Genomic DNA, 23,315 nt, shown 5'->3' on the forward strand with positions numbered 1-23,315 from the left:
TGTCTGTACAACTCGGCTCAGTAGGCCGGCACCCGATGGCCGGGGCGTGAACACATCCGCACCGCCGGGCAAGCTTCACGGGAAGAGCCGGCGCTCCCGGACCGGGCCACGAGGGCGAGTGCCGCCCCGCGCGATCGGCGGCACGGCGGACGGAGCAACAACCGGGCACCCGCCGGCTTCGGCCGCCGGGTGGGCCGAGCAACGATACGCAGGGCGATGGGTCGGACCCGAAAGGTCACGACGCACACGGGCGGAGAGGCCCACGCTCCCGCGCCGGGCTGAGTCTCCGCTTGTCAAGTCTCCTACGGAGAGTTATAAGGTGGAGTGCACCTTCTGTGCCCAGGCCCCCTCCGTGGCCCGAGAAAAATGGCGCGTGGCAGCACGGCGCGCGGCGCCGGACCACGACGGGTCCTCCCCGGCGCAGAGGTCGGTGCGGACCGCCGCACCGGCGTCCCGAGGCCGCCCGTCCCGGTCGCCGGCCGGCCCGCCCGCCCCGATCGCCTCGACGGCTGACGGAAGACGGAAGAAGGGCCGATACGATGCCGATGCGATGGGAATCCTTCCTCGCGGCAGTCCAGGAGCGGGGCGAATACTCCTCCCCCGAGGAGGCGGAACGAGCCGTCCGGGTCGTCCTCGCCCTCCTGGGCGCACACCTCGTCGGCGGCGAAAGTGCCGAGCTGGCCGCCCGGCTCCCCGAGACCTGCGCCGTGGTGCTGCTCAACCCGCTCCCCGCACACGAGCCACTCAGTGCCGACCGCTTCGTCCGGGCCACCGGCGCGTGGATCGAGGGCGCGACGGACGAAACCGCGAAATGGGACGTCGGAGCGGTACTCAGCGTCGTGGCCGACGCCACCGACGAAAATCTGATGAGCCGCCTGCTCCTGCAACTGCCGCCGGGCTACGACATGCTCTTCGGCCGCCCCCGACGCTGACTCGTCGGGTCGCGCCGCGGTGGCTCAGGCCGGTTCGACGCGCAGGAACCGGGTGAGCAACAGCCGCAACATCGGCGCCTGCTCCAGTGGGGCGAAGCCCGGATCGGTCGCCAGCCGTGCGAAGACCCCGTCGATCTGAGCCGCGATCCAGGTCGCCGCGTCGTCGGCGTTCAGCCCGGCGTCGATCCGCCCGGCCGCGGCGGCACGACGCAACAAATCGGCGATGCCGGACCGGAGTTGGCGGTCGTTGCGGGCCACCAGCGCGGCGATGCCCTCGTCCCGCTGGGCCTCCGCCGCGGTGTCCAGCGCGAGACCCGCGAACTCGGGGTCGGCGGCCAGCTCGACGACCGTGTCGATCAGCGTGAACAGCGCCGCGAGCGCGTCCTCCTCGGCGACCAGCCGTTCCAGGAACTCTGCGGTCTGCACGCCCTCGCTCTCGATCAGCGCCACGATGATCGCGTGCTTGCTCGGGAAGTAGTGGAAGAGATTCCCCGGACTCATCCCCGCGCGTTTGCAGATGTCCGCGGTCCGGGTGCCGTGGAAGCCCATCTGCGCGAAGCAGGACGCGGCGGCCTCCAGAATCTGGCGTCGCTTGGCTGCGTGCTTGACGGGATCGACGGTGCGCATGGGGCACTCACTCTACCGCGCACCCGCCGCCCCGCGTCGCCGGCCGGCCGGCGACGCGCAAACGCACGATGAGCCGGAACCGGATCGACGGATCACCGGCGAGGCTCCGACAAGATCGACCCGCGGCCGCCGCCGGGCCTCCGCCCGGGCCGCACTCCCCCGGCCCCTCGTCACCCCAAAGGTTCCGCCGCGTGCTCCGCCCCCGGTTTGCGCGCCAGGAAGACCGCGTGCCGCCGCTTCACCCCGTCGCCGGGCTCGCATTCCAGCCGCGCGGTGACCACCAGCCCGGCCCGCCCCAACAGGCCCACGATCTGCTCGGCCGGCAGGAAGTACGACGCGTAGGAGACCGGATGTCCCCCGTACGCCCGAGTCGGCCGCACCTGCTCGCCGTCCCCGATGTAGTCGCCCAACATGAGCCACCCACCGGGCGCGAGGGTACGGGCGAATTCGGCGAAGACCATCGGCAGGCACTCCGGTGGCGTGTGATGAATGACGAAATAGCAGAGAATCCCGCCGAGTTCGTCATTCGCGATGTCCAGCGCGGTCATCGATCCCGGCACGAACCGCAGTTCCGGATGGGCCCGTCGAGCCGACTCGATCATCCTCGGCGACAGGTCGACGCCGAAGGCGGCCAACCCCAGCGAGGCCAGATACGCGGTCACCTGCCCCGGCCCGCAGCCCAGATCGGCGACCGGCCCACGGTCCGCGACCCGCACGAGTTCGGCGAACGCGCCCAACATCGAGCGCGACAACGGATCCAACTCCGCCGGCGCCTTCACCACCCGGGCGTATTCATCGCAAACAGTGTCGTACGACCGCCGAATCGCCGCCAAATAGGACGGCTCGACCATCCGATCAACCCCTTCCACCAACGCGAATCCACCGCAACAACCGGCCCGGGCCCGCCGATTCGTCGCACGCCGGCCCGAACTGCCGTTCGTCACAGTAGTCTCGGCACAACCGTGCCGGTGGTTGTCCGAAGGGTGAACCCGTGACGTCGATATCGCACAACGACGAGGACGCCTGGCGGCTGCCGCGTCTGGACGAGGTCGAGGCGGAAACCGTCCCGGCCGGGATCGATACGAGCATCCCGCACACCGCGCGGATCTACGACTATCTCTTGGGCGGCAAGAACAACTTCGCCGTGGACCGCGCGGCGGCCGAGCACATCCTGGCCGCGATGCCGGATCTGCCCACCACGCTCCGGCTCAATCGGCTCTTCCTCCAGCGCAGCGTGCGCTACGCCGCGCGGCGCGGCATCCGGCAGTTCCTGGACATCGGCACCGGCATCCCCACCGGCGGCAACACCCACGAGGCGGCACACCAGGTCGCGCCGGACGCCCGGGTGGCGTACGTGGACAACGACCCGATCGTGCTCGTGCACGGTCGGGCGCTGATGACCGACGCCGGCCCGGGACGCACCACCTTCACCCGGGCCGACCTGCGCGACCCGAAGGCGATCCTGACCGCACCCGAGGTGCTGGAGGTGATCGACTTCGCCGAGCCGGTCGCGCTGATGCTGGTCGCCATCCTGCACTTCGTCAGGGACGAGGAGAACCCGGAGCAGATCGTCGCCACACTGCGCGACGCCCTCGCCCCGGGCAGCATGCTCATCCTGTCGCACGCGTCCTGGGACGCCGACCCCGCTCGTGGCCGGGCCGGTGCGGCCGGCTGGAAGAACGCCTCCGCCGAGATGACCATGCGCGACCACGATCGGGTCCGGGCCTTCTTCGACGGCTTCGAGCTGGTCGAACCACCTGGTATCCGCCCGCACTGGAACCCGGACGGCGAACCCGAGGATGCCTTGGACTCCCTCGAAAACGTATGGGGCTACGGCGGCGTCGGCCACCTGCGCTGAACCGCGGCACGGGTCGACGGACCCGAAGGCCCGTCGTCCCGACATCGGCCGCCGTACTCAGCCCCCGGCCGGCCCGGTCGGCCACGGCGCCTGCCCCGGCCACGGCGCGGCCTCTTCCAACTGCGCCGACAGTCGCAGCAGTTCCGCCTCGGCCCCGAGCCGACCGGTGAGCTGGATCGCCACCGGCAGGCCCGCCTCGTCGAAGCCCGCCGGCACGCTCGCCGCGGGCAGCCCCGAGACGTTGAACACCGAGGTGAACCAGGTCATCTTCGCCGCGTGCGCGTACATGCTCGCCGGGTTGCTCGTGTCCAACACCCCGAGTTCGGGTACCGGAACACCCAACGTCGGGCTCAGCCACACGTCGTGGGTTTCGAAGAACGGCGCCACCTCGCGACCGATCCGAACCACCGTCTGCAGCGCGCGGACCAGATCCTGGCCGCGCATGCCGACCGTGTTCTCGCGGATCACTCGGGTGAACGGTTCGAGGTCGTCCTCGCGCAATTCGCGGCCCAGTTCGGCGAGTCGGTCGTCGATCTGGGTGTTCGTGGCCGCCGCCATCACCTGGCCGAGGGCCCGGCCGGTCGCCGGACCGTCCCACACCGGCGCGCCCTCCTCGACCCGATGGCCCAACTCGGCGAGCAGCGCCGCCGTGCGCTCAACCGCCCGAACGGCCGCCGGGTGGGCCGGCGTTCCGTCCACACTCGCCGTCGCGAAGCCGATCCGCAGCCGCCCCGGCGCGGTGTCCAACGCGGCCAGGAAGGATCCGGCGGCCGGCATCGCCAGCGTGGCGTACGGCTCGCCGGCGACGGGGCCGGCGGCAACGTCGAGCAGCGCCGCGGAGTCGCGGACCGTACGGGTGACCGCGTGCGCCATCGCCAACGGGTAGGCCAGCGCGGACAGACCGTGGTCGTCCGGAACCCGGCCGCGCGAGGGCTTGAGCCCGAACAGGCCGCAGCACGCCGCCGGAATCCGAATCGAGCCGCCGCCGTCGTTGGCGTGCGCGGCGGGCAACATCCCGCCCGCGACAGCCGCCGCCGAGCCGCCGGAGGAACCGCCCGTCGAATGGGTGGTCCGCCACGGGTTGCGCGACGGGCCGTGCAGAAGCGGTTCGGTACTGGCGTTCTTGCCGAATTCGGGAGTGTTGGTCTTGCCCACGATCACCAGTCCGGCGCGGCGGTAGCGGGTGGCCAACTCGCCGTCCCGCTCGGCGACCGCGTCGGCGAACAACCGCGAACCGTGCGTACTCACCATGCCGGCGACATCGCAGGCGAGGTCCTTCACCGCGAACGGCACACCCCGCAGCGGCCCGTCGGGCAGGACCCCCTCGGCCTCGGCCCGAGCCGCCTCGAACCGGGTGGCCACGAACGCGTGCAGCGCCGGGTCGCGCTCCTGGATCCGAGCGATCACCGCGTCGAGAATCTCGATCGGCTTGACCGTGCCCTGCCGCACGAGATCGGCCAACCCCACCGCGTCGTTGTCGTCCAGCAGTTCACCGGTGTCCATGGTGGTGCCTCGTTTCGATCGCCTCGATCGATCGCCTCGATCGATCAAATGCATGATGCAGTCAAGCAATCGAGATGACAAGGACGACAATCGACCGACCGTCGGCATGACCCCCGTCCCGACGGGAATCGCGATTCGGGGAACGTGTCACCCCCGCTGTCGGTTGAAGACCCGAGGGAGACACGATCCGGGGGCGACGCGCCGCGAGCACGGGGCGCCCCGGGACGACACGACCCGAGGCCGACACAGGGAGAGTGGACGATGGCACGTAACGTAGCGGCTCGGCGACTGGTCGCGGGCGGGCTGGCGCTGGCCGCCGCCGGGTGGGCCCTGCGGGACGTCCCGGCGGAATTCGGTGGGCGGGCCGAAGGAGAGCGGCTCGCCCGCTTTCTGCGCTCGCCGCAGTTCCACGAGGGCGCGTTCCGCAACCCGGTGCCCGCCGATCTGGTCGCGGCCGGCAGCGCACCGCAGCTCATCGGCCAGATGCTCCGCAATCGCGACGAGCGCCGCCCCGCCGCCCCCGTGCCGCTGGTCACCTCGCCGAGCACACCGCCGGCCCAGGACGGGCTGAGCGCCGTCTGGTACGGCCACGCGACCACCCTGGTCGAGATCGAGGGCCGCCGGGTGTTGTTCGACCCGGTCTGGAGCGAGCGGGTGTCCCCCAGCCAACTCGTCGGCCCGCGCCGGCTGCACCCGCTCCCGATCCCCTCGGCCGCGCTGCCGACCCTGGACGCGGTGGTCATCTCGCACGATCACTACGACCACCTCGACCGGGCGACGGTACGCACCCTCACCGCCACCCAGACCGCGCCGTTCCTGGTACCCCTGGGCATCGGCGCCCACCTGGAGCGCTGGAACGTACCCGCCTCCCGCATCATCGAACTCGACTGGGAGGAAGACGCCGTCGTCGCCGGCCTGCGCTTCACCGCGACCGCGGCCCGCCACTTCTCCGGTCGTACCCTGCGCCGCAACGACACGCTCTGGGGCTCGTGGGTCGTCGCCGGCACCCGACACCGGGTCTTCTACGCCGGCGACTCCGGCTACTTCGACGGCTACGCCCGCATCGGCGCGGCGCACGGCCCGTTCGACCTGACCCTGATGCCGATCGGCGCCTACAGCCCGAGTTGGCCCGACATCCACATGAACCCGGAGGAGGCGATCACCGCCCACCTCGACCTCGGCGGCCGGGTGTTGCTGCCGGTGCACTGGGCCACCTTCAACCTGGCGCTGCACCCGTGGGCCGAACCGGTCGACCGCCTGTGGCGCGAGGCCAAGGCCAAGGACGTTCAACTCGCCGTCCCCCGCCCCGGCGACCGCATCGACACCGCCACGCCGTCCCAGCCGACCCCCTGGTGGAACCTGCTCACCAACACCGCCTGACCACGCTTCGCGCCCCGTACCGGCGCGCGACCCGGAGGCGAAAGGCGGAGGAGGGCGGGGGCGGAATACGGAATACGGGGGAAAAGCCTCGGTGGAGACCTCCCGGACCGCAGTAGCATCGGCCGCCTGTGATCTCAGCGAGGGGAGCATCGCGTGCGGGCGATCGTGGGCGTGACCGTATCGGCCGTCATCCTGTTGGCGGCCTGCGACGACACCGACTCCGCGAAGGACCGAACCGCGCCTCCGCCCTCGACGACCGCACCCGGCGCGGTCGTTCCGCCGCCGGCGACATCCGCACCGCCGGCATCGACCGCCTCCGGCGCACCGAGCCCGGCGGCCCCGTCCCAGACCCGGGCGGCACCGCAGGGCCGGTCGACCGAGGCGGCGATCCAGCGCTACGAGCAGTACCTGCACGCCGTGGGCCGCGAGGACCTCACCACAGTCTGCGAAATCGCCGGCCCGGCGGCCAAGCAGGCCGAGCGGGAGGGCGCCGGCCCGTGCACCGCGTCCTTCCCGATCACCTTCCAAATGATCTCCCCCGCGCAGAAGAAGGCCCTGCAAACCGCCACGGTCGACCCCAAGCTGGTCTCGGTGCGTCCGCCCGACAAGGTGCACGTCCCGGTCGGAGCGGTCCGCGCCACCGTCCGGTTCTCCGAGAGCGGCCTCGGCGACATCACCCTCCAGTACCTCGACAACGCGTGGTACATCGTCGCCTGACCGGGCGGGCCGACCCACTACCGCGCGCCCCGGGCCACCCGACGCGCGGACACCCGGCCGCCGACCGCGATGCCCCACGCGAGCACGAGCAACAGCGCGGCGACCACGAACGTGGCCCGCATCCCGTCGGCGACCGCCCCGCCCCGCGCCGTGGTGACGTCGTCGGTGCCCGACGCGAACGCGAACACCGCGCCCATGACCGACGTTCCGGTGATCAGCCCGAGATTGCGCGACAGGTTGAGCATCCCGGACACGACACCCCGTCGGTCCGGTGGGACATCGGCCAGCACGGCGGTGTTGTTCGCGGTCTGGAACACCGCATAGCCGGCCGTGACGACCACGATCGGCACGAGGTAACCGGCCACGCCGAACGACGCCGGTGACATCGACAACCCGAACGCGCCGACGGCCATCGCACCGAGCCCGACCACGGTCATCCGAGTCGCGCCGAACCGGTCCGCCAGGCGACCGGCCGACACCCCGATCAGCGCGGCGACCACCGGACCGACCGACAACACGAGCCCGACCAGGGTGTCCCGCAGCCCGAGCGTGCGGGCGAGGTAGAACGGCCCGACCACGAGCGTGGCCATCATCACCGTCGACACCAGCACACTCATCGCCAGGCTCCCGCCCAGCATCGGTTCGCGGAACATCGCCGGCCGGATCAGCGGTGCGTCCGCCCTCCCCTGGGCCCGAACGAACAGCACGACCCCGATGACGGCGGCGAGCAGCAGCGCCACGTTGAGTCGGCCGAAACGGCCGTGCCCGAGCGTCATGGCGAGCGCGTACGCCGCGAGCGTCAGCGCGAGCAGCAGCGTGCCCAGGTAATCGAAACCGGCCCGCGCCGTCCCGGCCTCGCGTCGGTCGATCGGCAGATGGCGGTACACCAGGACCAGCGTCACCAGGCCCAGTGCCGCGTTGACGAGGAAGATCATCCGCCAGCCGGGTCCGGCCAGCAACGCACCGCCCACGGACGGGCCGAGCGCGGTACCGATCGCGGACATCGTGCCGAGCAGGCCCATCGCACGCCCGGTCCGCGCCTTGGGCACCGTCTCGCCCACGAACGCCATGGTCAGCGCCATCATCGCGGCCGCGCCGAGGCCCTGCGCCGCCCGCGCGGCGATCAGCAGCCACAACGAGGGCGCCAGGCCGCACAGGACCGAGGCCACCGTGAACAGCAGGATCCCGGCCGACAACAACCGGCGCCGACCGAACAGGTCGCCGAGCCGCCCCACGCCGACGATCACGGTGGTGATGGCGAGGAGGTAGGCCAGGACGACCCACTGCACCGCCTGGAAGGAGGCGTCGAACGTGCCGGCCAGGGTCGGCAGCGCGACATTGGCGACGCTGGTGCCGAGCGAGGCAGCCAACATGGACGAGGACAGCCCGGCCAACGCCCAGCGCACCGCCGCTGCCTGCTTCGCACCGCCGGTCACCGCCTCGGTTGCCGGCGCGTCGGTCGTGCTTCGGGTTGCACCGTGTGGGCTCATGCCGAGGAGGGTGTCCGCACCGCACCCTCCCGGCAATTCTTGTTGCCATTTTCGGGACACCGGAGTGGAATGCCCCCATGGACAACGCACCGGCCCATCAAGCGGTCCTGGACGCGGTCGCGCCACGACTGCGGCGCCTGCGCGCCCACCACGGCCTCACCCTGGCCGCGCTCTCCGCGGCGACCGGCATCTCCAAGAGCACCCTGTCCCGGCTGGAGTCCGGCCAACGCCGGCCCAGCCTGGAACTGTTGTTGCCACTGGCCGGCGTCTACCACGTACCGCTGGACGACCTGGTCGGCGCGCCCGAGGTCGGCGACCCCCGCGTACGGCTGACCCCGCGCCCGCTGCCGAGCGGCGGCACGTCGGTGTCGCTGACCCGAACCCCAGGCCCGCTCCAGGCGTTCAAGATGATCATCGCCGACCGGGGCACCGAGCCGAATCTGCGCACCCACGAGGGCTACGAGTGGCTGTACGTGCTCACCGGCAGACTGCGCCTGGTACTGGCCGACCACGACCTGGTCCTCGGCCCGGGCGAGGCCGCCGAGTGGGACACCCGGCTGCCGCACTGGTTCGGCAGCGCGGACGGCCGCCCGGTCGAGATCCTCAGCCTCTTCGGCAGACAGGGCGAGCGCATGCACGTCCGCGCCAAACCGCACTCCTGACCACCGGCGGCGGCGCGTGCCGGGCACCCCGGCCACGACGCGCTCGGGGCGGTTGCGGTGCCGACGGGATTCGAACCCGCGGAAGGGGACGGGCAGGCCCGCCCGTTACCCCCTCGATCGACGCGACGGGAACCTCCGCCGCGTCGATTGCAATGGGCCGCTCTGCCACGGCACCCCAACCTGCGGAACCGCGCAATCCCGCTGGGGGTGAGCGTAGTTGCGCGGCACGCGCGGGCCACCCGATTTTTCGCCGCGGCGCACCGGGTCGGGGCCGCCCCGGAGGATCCCGGCGCGGCCCCGAGAGGCACTCAGTGGCTCGGCAACACGCACACCGAGTCGAGCCCGAGCACGTGGTTGAGCCGACCGAAGGCCAGCCAGGACCCGATCGCCATGCTCAGCTCGACGATCTCGGCCTGGGTGTAGTGCGCGGTCATCCGGGCCCAGAACTCGTCGTCCAGGTTGTGGTGGTCCACCGCGTACCGCTCGGCGTATTCGGCGGCCAACCGGGTGCGGTCGTCGAAGACCTCGGTGGTGCGCCACTCGGTGACCGCGACGTCGAAGCCGTCCTCGACCTTGTCCCCGTCGCGTTCGGTGCGCCAGTCGAGGCAGAAGATGCACCCGTTGATCTGGGCGATCCGCAGCCGCGCGGCCTCGAATTCGCGCAGGCCCAGCTTCGAGGCGTCGTAGACCTTCATCGAGAACGTGGAGGCCGCGATGCCGATCTCGGGCACCATCTCCGCCCACACGTAGGCGAGCGGGTCCTTGTCCTCGGGAATGTCGATCTGCATGGTTACTTCCTTCCGAGCTTGCCGACTGCGGGACGGAGCGGAATGTCGAGCGCGTCGTAGAGCCCGGGTTCGGCGGCGACCAGCCAGTCGATGGCGCCGACGAGTCGGCCGACCGCGGTGGCATTCCCGCCCGCCGACCGGTTCGTGCCCTCGTCGGTGGCCTCGACCGTCACCTCGATCCGCGGGCGTCCCTCGATGACCACCCGGTGGGCCCCGTCGCCGTTGGGCGGTGTGGGCCAGTCCGGCGCGCAGGAGGGGTGGATCCGGGTCACGTGCTCGATCACGATCCGGGGCTCGCCGTCGACGATGCCCTGCACCTCGAACCGCACCGCGCCCTGCGTGCCCGCCTCGAACTCGCCCATCGTCGTGGTGCGTACCGTGCTCTCCAGCGGCCGGCGGTCCATCGTCTCCCGGATCTCGTCCAGTTCGACGCCCAACGCCCGTGCCATCAACCGGATTTGCCCGCCCCACACCATGGTCGGCATGTCCGGCCACAACATCGGCGCCCCGTAGTCCATCGGCTGCCCCATGCCGACCAGATTCCGGACCGAGTCCTCCTGGTCGTAGGTGGAGTAGTCGAAGATCTCCTGGCAGCGGATCGCGTCCACGGTGGTGCCCAACCCGCTGATCAGCAGCGGCAGTACGTCGTTGCCCCAGCCCGGGTCCACGCCGGAGACGAACAGCGACCCGCCGCCCGCCGCGATGGCGGCAAGTACCGGCTCGCGCAACTCCGTTGGGGCGTTGCGCTGGTCGTAGAGCGCGTACAGGGCGGGGGTGACCACCACGGCACCGGCCCGGATCGCCCGGACGATGTCGTCGAGCGCCTCGTCGGGACGGATGTCGCCGGACGCGGCGTACACCACCGCGCCCGGCCCGGCGGCCAGCACCGCGTCGATGTCGTTCTCGGCCGCGACACCCAACTCGTGGTCCAACCCCGCCAGTTCACCCGCATCGCGGCCGACCTTGTCGGGATTGTGCACCAACACCGCCGCGAGCTTCAGCGCCGGATGCGCCTCGACGGCGCGGATGGCCGCACGGCCGACGTTCCCGGTACCCCAGACAACCGTGGAAATCATGCGCTGGAGGGTAGCGAGGGCCCTCGACGGTTCATAGGGCCACGACCGGAAAAGATGACCGGTTGGCCGAGCCCGCGTCCGACGCGGGCTCGGTCGCCGTGCCCGGACGGCTCACTGTTCGCCCAGGACCATCCACGTGTCGGTGGCGCCGAGCGGTACGAAGCCCACCTGCGCGTAGACCGCGTGCGCGTCGGCTGTGGCCAGCATCAGGCGCCGTATGCCGGCGGGCGCGAGGTGGTCCCGCACGTGCGCGGCCAACGCGGTGCCCAGGCCCTTGCCCCGGACGTCGGGCGCGATGTACACGTCGCAGAGCCAACCGAAGGTGGCCCCGTCGGTGATCACCCGGGCATAGCCGACCTGGGCCCCGGAGGCCGTGTCGTAGACCCCGAAGTTGAGCGACCCGGCGATCGCCGTGTCCAGCTTCTCCCGCGTGCGCCCCAGCGCCCAATACGCGTCGAGCGACAACCAGCGGTGGATCAGCGCGGCGTCGAGCCGGGTCGGGTCGGTCGAGATTTCGTAGCCGTCGGGCAGGTGAAAGTCCATCCCCGGATCCAACCAGCCGGCCCCCGCGGACGACCACCCGTTAAACGGCCGCCCGTTGTCCGGGCCGCGTTCAAAGTGTGGGCACCAGGGCCTCCGCGCGCGCCCGCAGGCCGGGCACCCAGTCCCGCCCGGGGGTGATCAGGCGCAGCCGGAGCAGGTGGCCTCGGCCGGGGCCGGGGGTGTCGCGTTGCAGGGTGCCGGTGACGCAGTCGAAGGTGGCCGCGTCCGTGTGCCGGACGAAGAAGGCCGGGCCGGCGATCCCGGCGAGCAGTTCGATCGCGTCGGCCAACAGGCGGGGGCTGCGCGGTCTGGCGTGCTCGACGTCGACGGCGTAGACGCCGTCCGGCAATACGGTGGCGCCGCGCAGCCGCCAGGGCGACCCCGGGAGATCGCAGGCGACGCGCAGTCTGGGCAGCAGATCCGTTGCGGGATCCGCCGCCGGCCAGCCCGGCCGGGTCGTCTGCTCGGCCAACTCGTGCAAGGCGTCCCCGGGCGCCTCTTCACCCGACACGCCGAAGAAATCGTCCATGACAGTCACTGTAAGTCGAAGAGTCGTAACCGGCTTCCCCGCAGCGCCCGGGTCGACCCGCGTCGGGGCTCAGAACAGCCGGGCGGCCCTGGTGCTCTCGGATTCCTCCAGTTCGAGCAGCCGTCGCTTGCGTTCGAGTCCGCCGGCGAAGCCGGTCAGCTTCCCGTCGCTGCCGACGACGCGATGACAGGCCACGATGATCGAGATCGGGTTGTGCCCGACCGCCTGGCCCACCGACTGGGCCAGCGCCTTGTTCCCCAACCGCTCGGCGAGTGCCCCGTAGGTGGTGGTCTCGCCGAACGGGATCTCCCGGAGCATCGCCCACACCTGCTCCTGGAACGCATCGCCGTGCGTGGCGATGGGCAGGTCGAACGCGGTCCGGTCGCCGTCGAGGTACTCGGCCAATTGGGTCGCCGCCGCCGCGAGCAACGGGTCCCGGCGATGATCGACCCGCCGGCCGAGGCTCTCCTCGGGAGGCAGGTACCAGTGTTGCGGGAAGTAGAGGCCCACGATGGCATCCTGCGCCGCCACCACGGTGAGCCCGCCCAGCGAGGTGTCGACGATCGAGTGCCGTGTGTCCATGGTGCCGATCTCCCCTGTCGCGATGTGTGTGTGCCCATCCTTCACCCCCGCGTCCGCCGACCGCGCGGAGCCCGCGGGATGTGCGATCCGGGCGCGGTTTGCCGAAGCGGCAAAGAAGTTTGTGACGGTGGAAAAGTCGCCACATGATCGGGGTCCGCACCCAGACCCGGGAGTTTTCATGACACGGCCTGCCCACACCGCGGCCCCCGTCCATCGCCTGATCCCCTCCCCCGCCGGCCGCATCCATCTGGTGGAGCAGGGCACCGGCCCGCTGGTCCTGCTCGTACACGGGTTCCCCGATTCCTGGTACGGCTGGCGCCGGCAACTGGCCGACCTGGCGGCGGCCGGCCATCGGGCGGTCGCCATCGACGTCCGGGGCTACGGCCGCTCGTCCAAGCCTTCGGACGTCGCCGCGTATCGAATGCTGGAGCTGATCGAGGACAACGTCGCCGTCGTCGAGGCGCTGGGCGAGCGTTCGGCGGTGATCGTCGGGCACGACTGGGGCTCGACCATCGCCGCCGGGTCCGCGCTCGTGCGGCCGGACGTCTTTCGCGCGGTCGGGTTGCTGAGTGTGCCGTACACCCCGCCGGGCGGGCCGAAGCCCGGTGACGTGTTCGCGGCGATGGGCGGCGAGGAGGAGTTCTACGTCCGGTACTTCCAGGAGCCCGGCCGCGCCGAGGCGGAGATCGAGCCGGACGTGCGGGGGTGGCTGGCCGGGTTCTACGCCGCGCTGTCCGCCGACACGATGCCGGCCGCCGACGCGCCGGACCCGCACTTCGTCGGCCGCGGCGGCCGGTTGCGCGACCGTTTCCCCGAAGGTCGCCTGCCGGGGTGGCTCGACGAGGCCGATCTCGACGTCTACGCCGGTGAGTTCGAGCGGACCGGGATGACCGGCGCGCTCAACCGCTACCGGAACATGGACCGGGACTGGGCCGACCTGGCGGCCTACGCCGGCGCGCCGATCACCCAGCCCTCGCTGTTCCTGGGCGGCGCCCTGGACGCCTCCACCATGTGGCTGTCCGACGCGATCGAGGCATTCCCCACCACGCTGCCCGGCCTGGTCCACTCGCGGATCCTGGACGGTTGCGGCCACTGGCTCCACCACGAGCGCCCCACCGAGGTCGACCGGCTTCTGGTCGACTGGCTGGCCGGCCTACCGAGCTGACAAGTCCCTTGCCCGGAAGACGGGTTGCCAGCACGCACCGACTCCGGCACGGGCTCGGGCGGTGAACAGACGTTCGGTGTCGACCGCGACATCCGGTGGGTCGGGCCCGGCCGAAGTCGCGGTCAGAGCACCGGGACCACCGCCACCGGGCAGTGGGCGTGGTGCAGGACGGCGTGCGTGGTCGGGCCCAACCTCATCGGCAGGGGGCCGTGTCGTCGGTGCGAGGCGACGACCACGAGGGCGCCGCCGGTGGACACGCAGACCAGGTCGCGCCCGGCCGACCCGTTCATCACCACGGTGTCCACCGGCAGTTCGGGATACTCGAACCGGATCGGATCGAGCACCGTGTCGACCATCCGGCCGCGCTCGGCGGCGATCTCGTCGACGTCGTACATCGACGGCAACATCAGGCTGGGCGCCAGGCCCGTCACCGGGAGCGCCCACGAGTGCACACCACGCAGCCCGCCCAGCCGGAGCGCCCGGTCCGCCGCGAACTCGGCGGCCGGTCCGTCCTCGGGGCCGGCGATGCCCACCACCACACCGCTCGCGTCCTCGGCCGCGTCGGCGTGCACCACCACGACCGGGCACGACGAGTGCGCACACACCCGCAGCGACACCGATCCCAGCAGCAGGCCGGTGAAGCCGCCGTGACCGCGACTGCCCATCACCATGGTGTCCGCGCGGGCGCTCGCCGCGAGCAGCGATTCGGCGGCGTCGCCCTCACGGACCGAGCCCTCCACGACCGCTCCGGCGAAGCGCGCCCGCACCCGGGCGCAGGCGGCGTCGACCAGCGCGTGTGCCCGCTCGCGCAGCTCGACCCGATGTCGGTGGCCGAGCCCGCCGACCGGCACGGCGGTGACCACGTACAGCGGTACCCGCCGGGCGACGGCGTCCTGCGCGGCCCAATCCAGGGCCCGGTCGGCGGCGGGCGAACCGTCGTGACCGACCAGGACCCCGAGAGCGACTTCGCTGTGTGTGGACGACATGGCATTCACCTCGACGGGGCGCTCGGCACACGCACGGCCCGGCACGCGCATCGCCCGACACGCGCACGGCCGCGTCGCGTGGATTCTCCCGCTAGCGCGCCGCGTAGACGTTCTCGGCGAAGGCGGCGATCTGTTCCTCCGAGAGGTGTCGCGCCACGTCCGCCTCGCTGATCATGCCGACCAGGCGCTTACGCGCGATCACCGGCAGTCGACGGATCTGGTGCACCTGCATCTCGCTCAGCACCTCGGCGATGTCCGCGTCCGCGTCGATCCAGCGGGGGGTGCCCTCGCACAGCTCGCCGGCCGTGACGCGCGCCGGGTCGTGGCCGGCGGCAAGGCACTTGATGACGATGTCGCGGTCGGTGATGATCCCGCACAGCCGCTCGTTCGCGTCGCTGACCGGGAGCGAACCCACGTCGAGTCGGCGCATCAGTTGCGCGGCCCGATCCAGCGTCTCGGTCTGCGGAATCCACTGCGCACCCTCGTGCATGATGTCCTTGGCCATGGTCATGATGGTGCCTCTCGTCAGGCCCGCCGACGGCAGCACACCGACCGCGGGCTCGGGACCACGCCGCGAGCGCCGTGACGCGGTCCTTCCATCGTCTCCGCCCCACTCCCGGTCGGCCACCCGGGTGAATGACGGCCCGACCGGAACACCCTCGATGGCGCCCGGCGTGGGGTCGGGGTCGGCGGCAGGTGGGCCGGGCGGCGGACGAAGGTGCTCGGCAGACCGCGACATCGCCGCCCGCGCGGGCACCACGCCGGCGACCGTGTACCGCTATGTCGGGTCCAAGGACCGGCTGTTGCACGATGTGGTGATCGAATGGGCCGAGCGAACCGCCGCCCACCCGGGCGCGGTGACCTACCGGGGCGGCGCGGCCTTCCGGGACATCGTGCGTCGGGTGGCCCGCGATCCGGCCCTCGTCGAGGCGGGCATCGTCTCCTTCCGCGTCGACGCCTCGGCCGACGACGGACCGGCCCGGTGGCAGGGGCTGTTCACCGCGTTCGTGCGGGCCGCGCCGGACGACCCGGGCCGGCCGGACGACGAGGGCAAGGCGCCGGCCCCGGGACACGTCCTGGTCGCCTGCCTGCTCGACATCACCTCCGGCCGCACCCACCCGGAGCAGACCTGCGCCCACATCGACACGGCGGCACACCCGATCTTCCGCCGACCCGCCGCGCCGCACCCCGAACCTCCGGGCGGGTTCAGCCGATTGCGCCGGTCGACGGGCCGGTGGCGGGTCGGCGTTCGACGAGGCGGGCGAGCAGGCCGTGCCGTGGGGACAGGAGCAGGGAGAGCACGAAGACGGCGCCGGCCACCAGCGCGATGGTCGCTCCGGCGGCGACGTCGTAGTGCCGGGAGATCTCCAGTCCGGCCGACGCGCTGCCGATGCCCAGTGCGCCGGCCAGCACGGTGGTGCGGGCGAGCGAGTCGGTCCACAGTCGGGCGGTGGCGGCCGGCGCCACCAGCAACGCCATCGTGAGCATGATGCCCACCGCCGGGGTGAGCACCACGATCACGGCCTGGACGATCAGCAGGAGCAACAGGTCCAGCGCGGTCACCGGATGCCCGGCGGCACGCATGCCCTCGTGGTCGAACGCGGCGAAGGTGAGTTCCTTGGCGCACAGGCCGAGCACGAGCAGGATCACCGCCGCGGTGCCGGCCGTGACCACGAGGTCGTGGGTGTCGACGGTGACGATGGAACCGACCAGGAACGCGGAGAGTTTGCGGTCTCCGGCGGGACCGGCGGCAACCAGGGCGGCGCCCAGGGCGAAGCCGGCCGCCAGGATCACCCCGGTCGCACCGGACGCGGTCCGGCCCGGTCGTCGGGTCAGGCCGACGACGGCCAGCGACAACACCACGCCCACCGCGGCACCGCCGAGGTAGATGTCCAGGCCCAGGATCGAGGCGAGCACGACGCCGGGGAAGGTGGCATGGGTCATCGCCATGGCGTGGAAGGCCAGCTTGCGCAGCACCACCTGCACGCCGACGACGCCGGCGAGCAGACCGACCAGACCGGCCTCGGCGTAGGCGCGGTGGGTGTACGTGTCGAACCAGGTCATCGGGGGCTCCCGGTCGGCCGGGGAAGACCCGACGGGGCGGGCATTCCTGCGGCCGGTGCGTGGGCGGACGCGCGCAGGCCGCGCCGGCGGACGAGGCCGGCCGCGACCAGGGCGAGCAGGTAGGCCGCGACCAGGGTCAGGACGACGGTCGGCCCGGTGGGCAGCGCGACGTCGTGGTCGATCGAGGCGGTGTAGCTGATGATCAGGCCGAAGTATCCGCACAGCACGGCCGAGCCGACGCCGATCGTGACGATCGTGCCCAGTCGGCCGCCCAGGGTGCGGCCGATGGCCGCCGGGACCACCAGCAGCGCCAGCACCAGCGCGGTGCCGATGGTGCGGACCGCGGCGACCACGGTCAGCGCGATCACCAGGTTCAACGCCAGGTCCAGCGCGCCGACCCGGTGGCCGGCGGCGCGGGCGGCCTCGACGTCGAAGCTGCGCAGGAACAGTTCTCGGCCGAGCGCCGCGAGCACGGCCAGACACAGCACGGCGACCACCGCGGTCTCGACGATCTGCGTGCGGGAGGTGTAGAGGATCTGGCCGAACAGGAAGGTCTGCAGGTCGGCGGCATAGGAGTGGCTGCGCGAGACCACGATCACCCCGATCGAGAACATCGCGGTCAGGACGATGGCCAGCGCGGCGTCGTCGCTGGTGCGCCGGTTGCGGGTGAGCAGGGTCAGTACGCACGCGGTGATGCCCGCCGCGATCAGCGCGCCCTCGAAGACGCCGTCGGCGCCCTGGAGGGCGAAGCCGATCGCCACGCCCGGGAATACCGTGTGGGTGAGCGCGTCGGCGACGAACTCCAGTCGGCGCAGCGCGACGAACGCGCCGACGGTGCCGCACAGGACGCCCAGGATGGTGAGTTCGATCAGGGCCCGGGTCAGGTAGGGGACCCGGAAGGGCTCCAGGAGCAGGGTGGTGTCCACGGCAGCCTCAGCCCGGGGTGACGACGAGGCGCCCGGCGTCGAGTTCGAGGACCTGTCCGCCGTAGCAGGCGCACAGCAGTTCCGACGTGAGCGCGGACTCGGTTCGGGTGAAGGCGAATTGCCTGCGGTTGACCAGACAGGTCTGCTCGCACAGCCGTTGTGCCACGGCGAGGTCGTGCGTGCTGACCAGGACCGCGGTGCCGGCTGCCTTGGCCCGGGCGAGGGCGTCGATCAGGGCCTCCTGGCTCACCGCGTCGACGCCGTTGAACGGCTCGTCCAGGACCAGGATCGGCGGTTGCGCGGAGAGCGCGCGGGCCAGCAGGACGCGCTGGCGTTGGCCCCCGGACAGGGCGCCGAAGCGGGTGTTCGCGCGGTCGGCGAGGCCGACCAGGGCCAGCGCCTCGTCGGCGGCGGCCCGATCTCGGCGGCCGGGTCGCCGCAGTCGGCCGATCAGCCGGTAGCGGCCCATGAGCACCACCTGGCGTGCGGTGACCGGGAATTCCGGGTCGAGATCGGCCGCCTGCGGTACGTAGCCGACCAGCGCGCGGGCCGCGGCCGGGCGGCGCCCCGCCACGGTGACCGCGCCGGCGACCACCGGAACCAGGCCCAGGACGGCCTTGATCAGCGTGGACTTGCCGCCGCCGTTGGGACCGACCAGGGCCACCGCCTGGCCGGCCGGGACGCGTCCGTCTACCCGACTCAGGGCCGGGGTGCGGTCGTAGGCCATGGTCGCCTCGGTGAAGCGCACGGGATCCGGTGTGGTCTCGATGGGCTCGCTCACCTCAGCCCCGCAGTGCGGCGACGATGGTGTCGGTGTTGTGCGCCTCGGCCGTGAGGTAGGTGGCCCCGGCGGAGCCGGGCGCGCCGAGCGAGTCGGCGTAGAGCGAGTCGTCGCCGTCGACGACCTTGACGCCCGCCTCCCGGGCGATGGTCGCGGCGGTCTTGGGCGGCAGCGCGCTTTCGGCGAACACCGCCTTGGCGCCGGTGGCCTTGATCCTGGCCACGACGTCCTCGATCCGGCTGCCGGAAAGTTCGGCCTGGTCGTCGAAGCTCGGGATGATCGAGCCGACGAACTCCAGCCGGTAACGGTCGACGTAGTAGCCCAGCGCGTCGTGGTTGGTGACCAGTTTGCGGTTGGCCGCCGGAATGGTGTCCAGCTTGGCCCGGTTGTCGGCGTCCAGGGCGTCGAGTTTGGCGCCGTAGCCGGCGAGGTTGTTCTCGTACACCTTGGCGTTGGCCCCGTCGGCGTTGGTCAACGCCTTGGCGATGTTGGTCACCATCACCTTGGCGGCCTGCGGGTCGTGCCAGATGTGCGGATCGTACTCGCCGTGTTCCTCGTGCTTCTCGGGCTCCGCCAACTTCCCGTGTTCCTCGTGTTCCTCGTGCTCGCCCTTGCGCAACTGCACCCCGACGGAGGTGTCCACGACCGGGCCCTCGAAGCCCGCGGCCCGAACCGCCTTGGGCAACCACGCCTTCTCCATGTCGACGCCGTTTTGTACGACCAGCTTGGCCGCGCGCAGCGCGTTCAGGTCGGCCGGCGTCGCCTCGTACTCGTGGGCGCTCGCGTTGGCCTTGATCAATTGGGTCACCTCGACCCGGTCGCCGCCGATGTTGCGCACGAAGTCGGCGACCTGCGTCGTGGTCGCGACGACCTTGATCCGGGGCCCGGTACCGGCACCGGCCGCCGGTCCGGCGGACTCGATCCGATTCCCGCCCTTGCCGTCGTCGGTGTCCTTGTCGTCGGAGCCGCACGCGGTGAGGGTTCCGGCGGTCAGGGCGGTGGCGGCGACGGCGAACATCGCGCGGGTGGATATGCGCATGAGAACTCTCCAGGCAGGGGTGTATCGACGCATCGATCGGCGGATGTCGCCTCGATCGTCCGATAATGAAAACCATAATCATCTGAGAAACCCGTGTCCAGGCCGGGGCCGAGCGCGGCCGGGGACCGGGGAGAGCCCGGCCGGGGTCGAGCGCGGGTCGGCATCAGGCGCTCGGGTCGAGGAATTCCTCGAACGGTCGGTCACGGCGCACCGATGGCCCGGATGGGATGTGCACGGGCGACGACACCAAAAACGCCGGTGTCCCCCGGCACGGGTGGGCCGGGGGACACCGAGGTGGGGCGGGCGGGTGCTACGGCCTCGACGCCGCAGCCGGTGGTTGTGGATCGGCCCGCCGTTCGGCCGCGGCGCCGGCGGCGCCGGTCGGATCGCCCTCCGGGGTCGTTGCTTCGGCCGCGGTCCGGCCCGAAGCGGCCGTCGGCACCGGGGTGTCCGAGGTCGCGGCGGTGCCGGCGCCGGCGGCGGAACGGACGGCTTCGGCGCGCACGAGGGCGCTCATGAGCAGATATGCGTCAAGGGGCATGGCGGAATCTCCCGGGTTCGCGGGGCTGAGGAATCGAACGCGGACACGCCGGTCCGGCCACGCGCCCCGGGGGTGTCCGGCGGACGGGACCCGGACGGCGGTGGCTCGGCGGCGGTGATCGCTCAGCAGCGCAGGACGACGGTCCGGACCGGGGTCGGTCCGGGCAGGCCCGCGGCGGTACGGGCGCGCAGTTCGCCGGCCAGGGCCGGATCGGCCGGCCGGGATCCGACGGTGCCCACCGGGGCGGCGGCCGACGCGGTGGTGGAGTGGTGCCGCGGCCGGGCGGTGGCCGACGTGCACGCGGGGCCGACGGCGGGGCCGTGCCGGCCACCGGTCTCGCCGGCGGGCGTGGCGCTGCGCACCGAGTGGTCGCCGGGCGGCCCGTCGCCGGGCACGTCGCCGGTGACGGACGAGGCGGCGCGGCCGACCGTGCCCACCGCACAGCGGTCCGGATCCGGCGCGACGCGGTGTGCCACGCCGGGCACGTGGGTCGCGTGCAACAGGGCCATCAGGGCGATCAGCACGATCACCCCGAACACGCCGTGCCGGGCGGAAACGCCACCGGCCGCGACCTGCCCCATCCTGACCTCCCTCGGTACCGCTCTCCGAGAGAACCTCCGATTTCCGCCGTCGGCACGGCAACGAGGCCGAACCGACCCGGATTTCACCCGATCCGGCGAATCCACCCCACCGGGGACCGCCGTATCGACGCCGATCGACCGCCGGCCGCCACCATCGGCCGCATGGACCATCCGTCCGCTTGGCCGATACCGTCGGCCGCATGGACGACACGGCCGCACCCCACAGACCCACGCTGCGCAAGGATGCCGCGCGCAATCGGCGCCGGATCCTGGACGCCGCGCGCGAGCTGGTGCGCCGGGGCAGGCCGCCGCAGCTCAACGCGGTCGCACTGGCCGCCGACGTTGGCGTCGGCACCGTCTATCGGCACTTCCCCACCCCCGAGGCGCTGCTCGAGGCGCTCGCCGCCGACCGGTTCGCGGAGTTGATCCAGCACGCCCGCCGGGCCGCCGAACTGCCGGATCCGCGGCAGGCGCTACGGGGCTTCCTGGCCGCCGCGCTGACCGCCTACACCCAGGACGAGGCGTTCACCGCGGCCGCCTTCGGCCCCGACGCCGCCACCACCGAAACCGTGGAGCTGCGCGACCATCTGCTGCGCGCGACCGGCGAGCTGCTGGCTCGTACGGCCGGCGCCGAGGCGCTGCGCCCGCCCCTGGGCCCCACCGACCTCCAGCTCATGCTCTGCGGCCTGGGCTTCGCCATCCGACACTCCCCGCACCGGAACGACCCCGAGTCGGCGACGCGCTACCTGGACGCGCTCCTGGACGGCGCCCTGGTCGCGGCGGCGGGAGATGCGACCGACTGACGCCGGGAGGGGCTGTGGCAGGGTCGGGGCATGCCCTTCGATCACAACGACCACTACCATCCGCTGCTGTTGCGCCAGGTGCCGAGGAACAGTCGCACGGCGTTGGACGTGGGCTGCGGCACCGGGCGGTTCGCGCGCCGGCTCGCCGCCTCGGGCATCGCGGTCGACGCGATCGATCCGGCCGAGGAGGCAATCGCCGAGGCCCGTCGTCCGACCCGGGCCGCGCCGAGTGCGCCGCGTCCACGCTTCCGGTGCGCCGACGTCACCGAAATCGAACTGCCGGCCGGGCACTACGACTTCATCTCGTGCCTGGCGAGCATCCACCACGTCCCGTTCGACACCGTCGCCGGCCTGCGCGACGCGCTCGCGCCGGGTGGGGTCCTGGTGATCCTGGGTTGCCACCCCGAGCACACCCCGCTCGACTGGGCGTACAGCCTGGCCGCCGTCCCGATCAACGCCGCCGCGCGGCTCGTCGTGGCGGCGAAGGAGCGACGCGGCGGGCGCGCCGGCGCACCCGAGCCGGCCATCACCGCGCCGGTGCGTCCGCCGACGATGCCGTTGCCGCTGATCCGGCGGGAGGCCGCGGCGCTGTTGCCCGGCTGCACGGTGCGCCGCTTGCTCTTCTGGCGCTATCTGCTCGTCTACCGCGCCCGGGGCTGACCAGCGCCGTCCGCGGGAATCCTGATCCGACATGGTCGGGCCGGGGCGGCGTATTATAGCTCTGGAACGGAAAACCGCCGGCGCCCCGGGATCCGAGCCCCCACGACACCTCGTCTGGCTCGTGTGCCAGGCGGTCCAGCGGGTCGGTCACCGGCGCCTTCGGCGCGACCGGCCGCCGGGCCACACAATCGACAGTGCCGGGTGGTGGTCTGGAGGAGTCATGCGCCGCACTGGCGATTCGACATTGTTGATGGAACCCGACGCGCTGCAGTGTGCGCTGTTCGGCGTGCAATTCCCGGCCCGGCCGGCAGCCCTGACGGCGGCGGCCGCGACGAACGGCGCCGCGGCCTGGGTCACCCGGGCGTTGGCGATGTTGCCGGAACGCCCCTACGAGGGGCCGAACCAGGTCTGCATGGCCCTGTGCGGCCGACACGCGGCCATGGACCCGGGCCTGTGACGCCGCCGGGGCGGACGAGGCGGCGGCCGGATTCCCGGGTGTCGCCGTCCGGCGTCGTGCGGTCGCTCACCGTCGCACGGTCGCGGGGGCCTCAACTTCCAGGTGACGCCGCCCGGCGCGACCCCGGTACTCCAGCACCACCCAACCGAGCCCGCCCAGCACCCGCGCGCACTCGCGCAGCGCCGTCTCCGCCTCGTGGCGTGCACCGCTCCCCCTCGGGCCCGGCCACTCCACCCGGACCACCGCGGGATGCTCGGTCGCGGTGACGCAGTAGCCGGTCGCGGTGCGTTCGCCCCGCTCGTCGACCGCCGACGGCGGCACCCCGGCCGCCTCCAACGACAGGCCGATCGCCCGCACCATCCGCACCCGCTCCCACTCGGCGGGCACCGAACCCGGATCGGCAACCACCGTGTTCACCACCGCGCGAATGCGCAGCAACGCGTCGAACGCGTCCCGCACCGCCGCCGCCCGCTCCGCCGTCCCCGCGCCGAGCGCCGCCGCCGGCCGCACCTCGGCACCGGTCGCCGGCTCGAAGCCGCCCGCCGCTTCCGAAGAGACCATGCCCCCAGCGTAGGTGCGCCTACAGGAGGGGCAGACCGACGCGATCCTCACACACGGTTCGCTC

At 72.3% G+C, this 23,315-nt stretch carries 27 protein-coding genes, 1 tRNA gene and 1 pseudogene; 10 read left to right on the forward strand and 19 right to left on the reverse strand.

Going from position 1 to position 23,315, the window contains the following annotated elements; all coding sequences use genetic code 11:
* The first annotated feature begins 539 nt into the window (after nucleotides 1-539).
* The gene (locus ACFXMF_RS27010; protein WP_360320845.1) at nucleotides 540-932 is read left to right on the forward strand and encodes a DUF2267 domain-containing protein; all 393 of its coding nucleotides are present in this window, start codon (nucleotides 540-542) and stop codon (nucleotides 930-932) included.
* A gap of 24 nt (nucleotides 933-956) precedes the next feature.
* On the opposite strand, the gene ACFXMF_RS27015 is transcribed toward ACFXMF_RS27010, so the two are convergent.
* Together ACFXMF_RS27015 and ACFXMF_RS27020 are read right to left on the reverse strand one after the other, a co-directional pair.
* Nucleotides 957-1,559, reverse strand: a complete 603-nt coding sequence (locus tag ACFXMF_RS27015) for a TetR/AcrR family transcriptional regulator (protein WP_360320843.1) — start codon at nucleotides 1,557-1,559, stop codon at nucleotides 957-959.
* A 170-nt stretch (nucleotides 1,560-1,729) separates the two neighbouring features.
* Entirely contained in the window at nucleotides 1,730-2,410 is a 681-nt protein-coding gene (locus tag ACFXMF_RS27020; RefSeq protein WP_379990768.1) for a class I SAM-dependent methyltransferase, read from the reverse strand.
* A gap of 140 nt (nucleotides 2,411-2,550) precedes the next feature.
* Between ACFXMF_RS27020 and ACFXMF_RS27025 the strand changes: the two genes are divergently transcribed.
* A complete protein-coding gene (locus tag ACFXMF_RS27025; RefSeq protein WP_360320837.1) occupies nucleotides 2,551-3,417 on the forward strand; it encodes an SAM-dependent methyltransferase in 867 nt (288 codons plus the stop codon).
* 57 nt (nucleotides 3,418-3,474) lie between these two features.
* Here the strand turns inward: ACFXMF_RS27025 and ACFXMF_RS27030 are convergent, their stop codons facing one another.
* Entirely contained in the window at nucleotides 3,475-4,920 is a 1,446-nt protein-coding gene (locus tag ACFXMF_RS27030; RefSeq protein ID WP_360320834.1) for an amidase family protein, read from the reverse strand.
* A gap of 261 nt (nucleotides 4,921-5,181) precedes the next feature.
* On the opposite strand from ACFXMF_RS27030, the gene ACFXMF_RS27035 reads away from it, so the two are divergent.
* Both ACFXMF_RS27035 and ACFXMF_RS27040 read left to right on the forward strand, forming a co-directional pair.
* The gene (locus ACFXMF_RS27035; protein WP_360320831.1) at nucleotides 5,182-6,300 is read left to right on the forward strand and encodes an MBL fold metallo-hydrolase; all 1,119 of its coding nucleotides are present in this window, start codon (nucleotides 5,182-5,184) and stop codon (nucleotides 6,298-6,300) included.
* A 153-nt stretch (nucleotides 6,301-6,453) separates the two neighbouring features.
* Nucleotides 6,454-7,017 (forward strand): hypothetical protein, encoded by a 564-nt coding sequence (locus ACFXMF_RS27040; RefSeq protein WP_360320828.1) that lies wholly within the window; start codon nucleotides 6,454-6,456, stop codon nucleotides 7,015-7,017.
* Between the two features lie 17 nt (nucleotides 7,018-7,034).
* Here ACFXMF_RS27040 and ACFXMF_RS27045 read toward each other — a convergent pair whose 3' ends face one another.
* The gene (locus tag ACFXMF_RS27045) at nucleotides 7,035-8,507 is read right to left on the reverse strand and encodes an MFS transporter (protein ID WP_379990770.1); all 1,473 of its coding nucleotides are present in this window, start codon (nucleotides 8,505-8,507) and stop codon (nucleotides 7,035-7,037) included.
* 77 nt (nucleotides 8,508-8,584) lie between these two features.
* Here ACFXMF_RS27045 and ACFXMF_RS27050 point away from each other — a divergent pair, with 77 nt between their 5' ends.
* Nucleotides 8,585-9,169, forward strand: a complete 585-nt coding sequence (locus ACFXMF_RS27050) for an XRE family transcriptional regulator (protein WP_360320822.1) — start codon at nucleotides 8,585-8,587, stop codon at nucleotides 9,167-9,169.
* 55 nt (nucleotides 9,170-9,224) lie between these two features.
* On the opposite strand, the gene ACFXMF_RS27055 is transcribed toward ACFXMF_RS27050, so the two are convergent.
* The 6 genes from ACFXMF_RS27055 to ACFXMF_RS27080 all read right to left on the reverse strand — a co-directional run bounded on the left by ACFXMF_RS27055 (nucleotide 9,225) and on the right by ACFXMF_RS27080 (nucleotide 12,687).
* A tRNA-OTHER gene (locus ACFXMF_RS27055) sits at nucleotides 9,225-9,344 on the reverse strand.
* 133 nt (nucleotides 9,345-9,477) lie between these two features.
* Nucleotides 9,478-9,957, reverse strand: a complete 480-nt coding sequence (locus tag ACFXMF_RS27060; protein WP_360320819.1) for a carboxymuconolactone decarboxylase family protein — start codon at nucleotides 9,955-9,957, stop codon at nucleotides 9,478-9,480.
* A 2-nt stretch (nucleotides 9,958-9,959) separates the two neighbouring features.
* A complete protein-coding gene (locus ACFXMF_RS27065) occupies nucleotides 9,960-11,033 on the reverse strand; it encodes a dihydrodipicolinate reductase (protein WP_360320816.1) in 1,074 nt (357 codons plus the stop codon).
* A gap of 111 nt (nucleotides 11,034-11,144) precedes the next feature.
* Nucleotides 11,145-11,576, reverse strand: a complete 432-nt coding sequence (locus tag ACFXMF_RS27070; RefSeq protein ID WP_360320813.1) for a GNAT family N-acetyltransferase — start codon at nucleotides 11,574-11,576, stop codon at nucleotides 11,145-11,147.
* Between the two features lie 70 nt (nucleotides 11,577-11,646).
* On the reverse strand, nucleotides 11,647-12,105 hold the full coding sequence (locus ACFXMF_RS27075) for a hypothetical protein (protein ID WP_360320810.1): 459 nt from the start codon (nucleotides 12,103-12,105) through the stop codon (nucleotides 11,647-11,649).
* A 69-nt stretch (nucleotides 12,106-12,174) separates the two neighbouring features.
* Entirely contained in the window at nucleotides 12,175-12,687 is a 513-nt protein-coding gene (locus ACFXMF_RS27080) for a methylated-DNA--[protein]-cysteine S-methyltransferase (RefSeq protein ID WP_360320807.1), read from the reverse strand.
* 178 nt (nucleotides 12,688-12,865) lie between these two features.
* Here ACFXMF_RS27080 and ACFXMF_RS27085 point away from each other — a divergent pair, with 178 nt between their 5' ends.
* Nucleotides 12,866-13,852, forward strand: coding sequence for an alpha/beta hydrolase (locus ACFXMF_RS27085; protein ID WP_360320804.1), 987 nt, complete (start codon nucleotides 12,866-12,868; stop codon nucleotides 13,850-13,852).
* A 122-nt stretch (nucleotides 13,853-13,974) separates the two neighbouring features.
* On the opposite strand, the gene ACFXMF_RS27090 is transcribed toward ACFXMF_RS27085, so the two are convergent.
* Nucleotides 13,975-14,838 (reverse strand): universal stress protein, encoded by an 864-nt coding sequence (locus tag ACFXMF_RS27090; RefSeq protein ID WP_360320801.1) that lies wholly within the window; start codon nucleotides 14,836-14,838, stop codon nucleotides 13,975-13,977.
* Between the two features lie 91 nt (nucleotides 14,839-14,929).
* The gene (locus tag ACFXMF_RS27095) at nucleotides 14,930-15,349 is read right to left on the reverse strand and encodes a CBS domain-containing protein (protein ID WP_360320798.1); all 420 of its coding nucleotides are present in this window, start codon (nucleotides 15,347-15,349) and stop codon (nucleotides 14,930-14,932) included.
* A gap of 151 nt (nucleotides 15,350-15,500) precedes the next feature.
* Between ACFXMF_RS27095 and ACFXMF_RS27100 the strand changes: the two are divergent.
* Nucleotides 15,501-15,638, forward strand: a pseudogene (locus tag ACFXMF_RS27100) (TetR family transcriptional regulator); the annotation flags it as partial.
* Between the two features lie 406 nt (nucleotides 15,639-16,044).
* Here ACFXMF_RS27100 and ACFXMF_RS27105 read toward each other — a convergent pair.
* The 6 genes from ACFXMF_RS27105 to ACFXMF_RS27130 form a co-directional block, all read right to left on the reverse strand.
* Complete coding sequence (locus ACFXMF_RS27105; RefSeq protein ID WP_360320792.1) at nucleotides 16,045-16,902, reverse strand: metal ABC transporter permease; 858 nt, start codon at nucleotides 16,900-16,902, stop codon at nucleotides 16,045-16,047.
* Nucleotides 16,899-17,828 carry a metal ABC transporter permease gene (locus ACFXMF_RS27110; RefSeq protein WP_360320789.1) on the reverse strand — a complete coding sequence of 310 codons (930 nt, stop codon included), beginning with the start codon at nucleotides 17,826-17,828 and terminating at the stop codon, nucleotides 16,899-16,901. The genes ACFXMF_RS27105 and ACFXMF_RS27110 overlap by 4 nt, the downstream gene beginning before the upstream one ends.
* Nucleotides 17,829-17,835: 7 nt before the next feature.
* Nucleotides 17,836-18,609, reverse strand: coding sequence for a metal ABC transporter ATP-binding protein (locus ACFXMF_RS27115; protein WP_360320786.1), 774 nt, complete (start codon nucleotides 18,607-18,609; stop codon nucleotides 17,836-17,838).
* A gap of 1 nt (nucleotide 18,610) precedes the next feature.
* Nucleotides 18,611-19,648: a metal ABC transporter substrate-binding protein gene (locus tag ACFXMF_RS27120; RefSeq protein ID WP_379990771.1), complete on the reverse strand. Its 1,038-nt coding sequence runs from the start codon at nucleotides 19,646-19,648 to the stop codon at nucleotides 18,611-18,613.
* 310 nt (nucleotides 19,649-19,958) lie between these two features.
* Nucleotides 19,959-20,189, reverse strand: a complete 231-nt coding sequence (locus ACFXMF_RS27125) for a hypothetical protein (protein WP_360320780.1) — start codon at nucleotides 20,187-20,189, stop codon at nucleotides 19,959-19,961.
* A 122-nt stretch (nucleotides 20,190-20,311) separates the two neighbouring features.
* On the reverse strand, nucleotides 20,312-20,770 hold the full coding sequence (locus ACFXMF_RS27130) for a hypothetical protein (RefSeq protein ID WP_360320777.1): 459 nt from the start codon (nucleotides 20,768-20,770) through the stop codon (nucleotides 20,312-20,314).
* Nucleotides 20,771-20,970: 200 nt separating this feature from the next.
* On the opposite strand from ACFXMF_RS27130, the gene ACFXMF_RS27135 reads away from it, so the two are divergent.
* The 3 genes from ACFXMF_RS27135 (at nucleotide 20,971) to ACFXMF_RS27145 (ending at nucleotide 22,690) form a co-directional block, all read left to right on the forward strand.
* Nucleotides 20,971-21,573 (forward strand): helix-turn-helix domain-containing protein, encoded by a 603-nt coding sequence (locus tag ACFXMF_RS27135; protein WP_360320774.1) that lies wholly within the window; start codon nucleotides 20,971-20,973, stop codon nucleotides 21,571-21,573.
* 30 nt (nucleotides 21,574-21,603) lie between these two features.
* Nucleotides 21,604-22,233, forward strand: a complete 630-nt coding sequence (locus tag ACFXMF_RS27140) for a class I SAM-dependent methyltransferase (RefSeq protein WP_360320771.1) — start codon at nucleotides 21,604-21,606, stop codon at nucleotides 22,231-22,233.
* 220 nt (nucleotides 22,234-22,453) lie between these two features.
* The gene (locus ACFXMF_RS27145) at nucleotides 22,454-22,690 is read left to right on the forward strand and encodes a DUF2795 domain-containing protein (RefSeq protein WP_360320768.1); all 237 of its coding nucleotides are present in this window, start codon (nucleotides 22,454-22,456) and stop codon (nucleotides 22,688-22,690) included.
* A gap of 66 nt (nucleotides 22,691-22,756) precedes the next feature.
* Here ACFXMF_RS27145 and ACFXMF_RS27150 read toward each other — a convergent pair whose 3' ends face one another.
* Nucleotides 22,757-23,251 (reverse strand): hypothetical protein, encoded by a 495-nt coding sequence (locus tag ACFXMF_RS27150; protein ID WP_379992752.1) that lies wholly within the window; start codon nucleotides 23,249-23,251, stop codon nucleotides 22,757-22,759.
* Nucleotides 23,252-23,315: the final 64 nt, after the last annotated feature.

It is taken from the genome of Embleya sp. NPDC059213 (assembly GCF_042754445.1).
Lineage (GTDB): Bacteria > Actinomycetota > Actinomycetes > Streptomycetales > Streptomycetaceae > Embleya.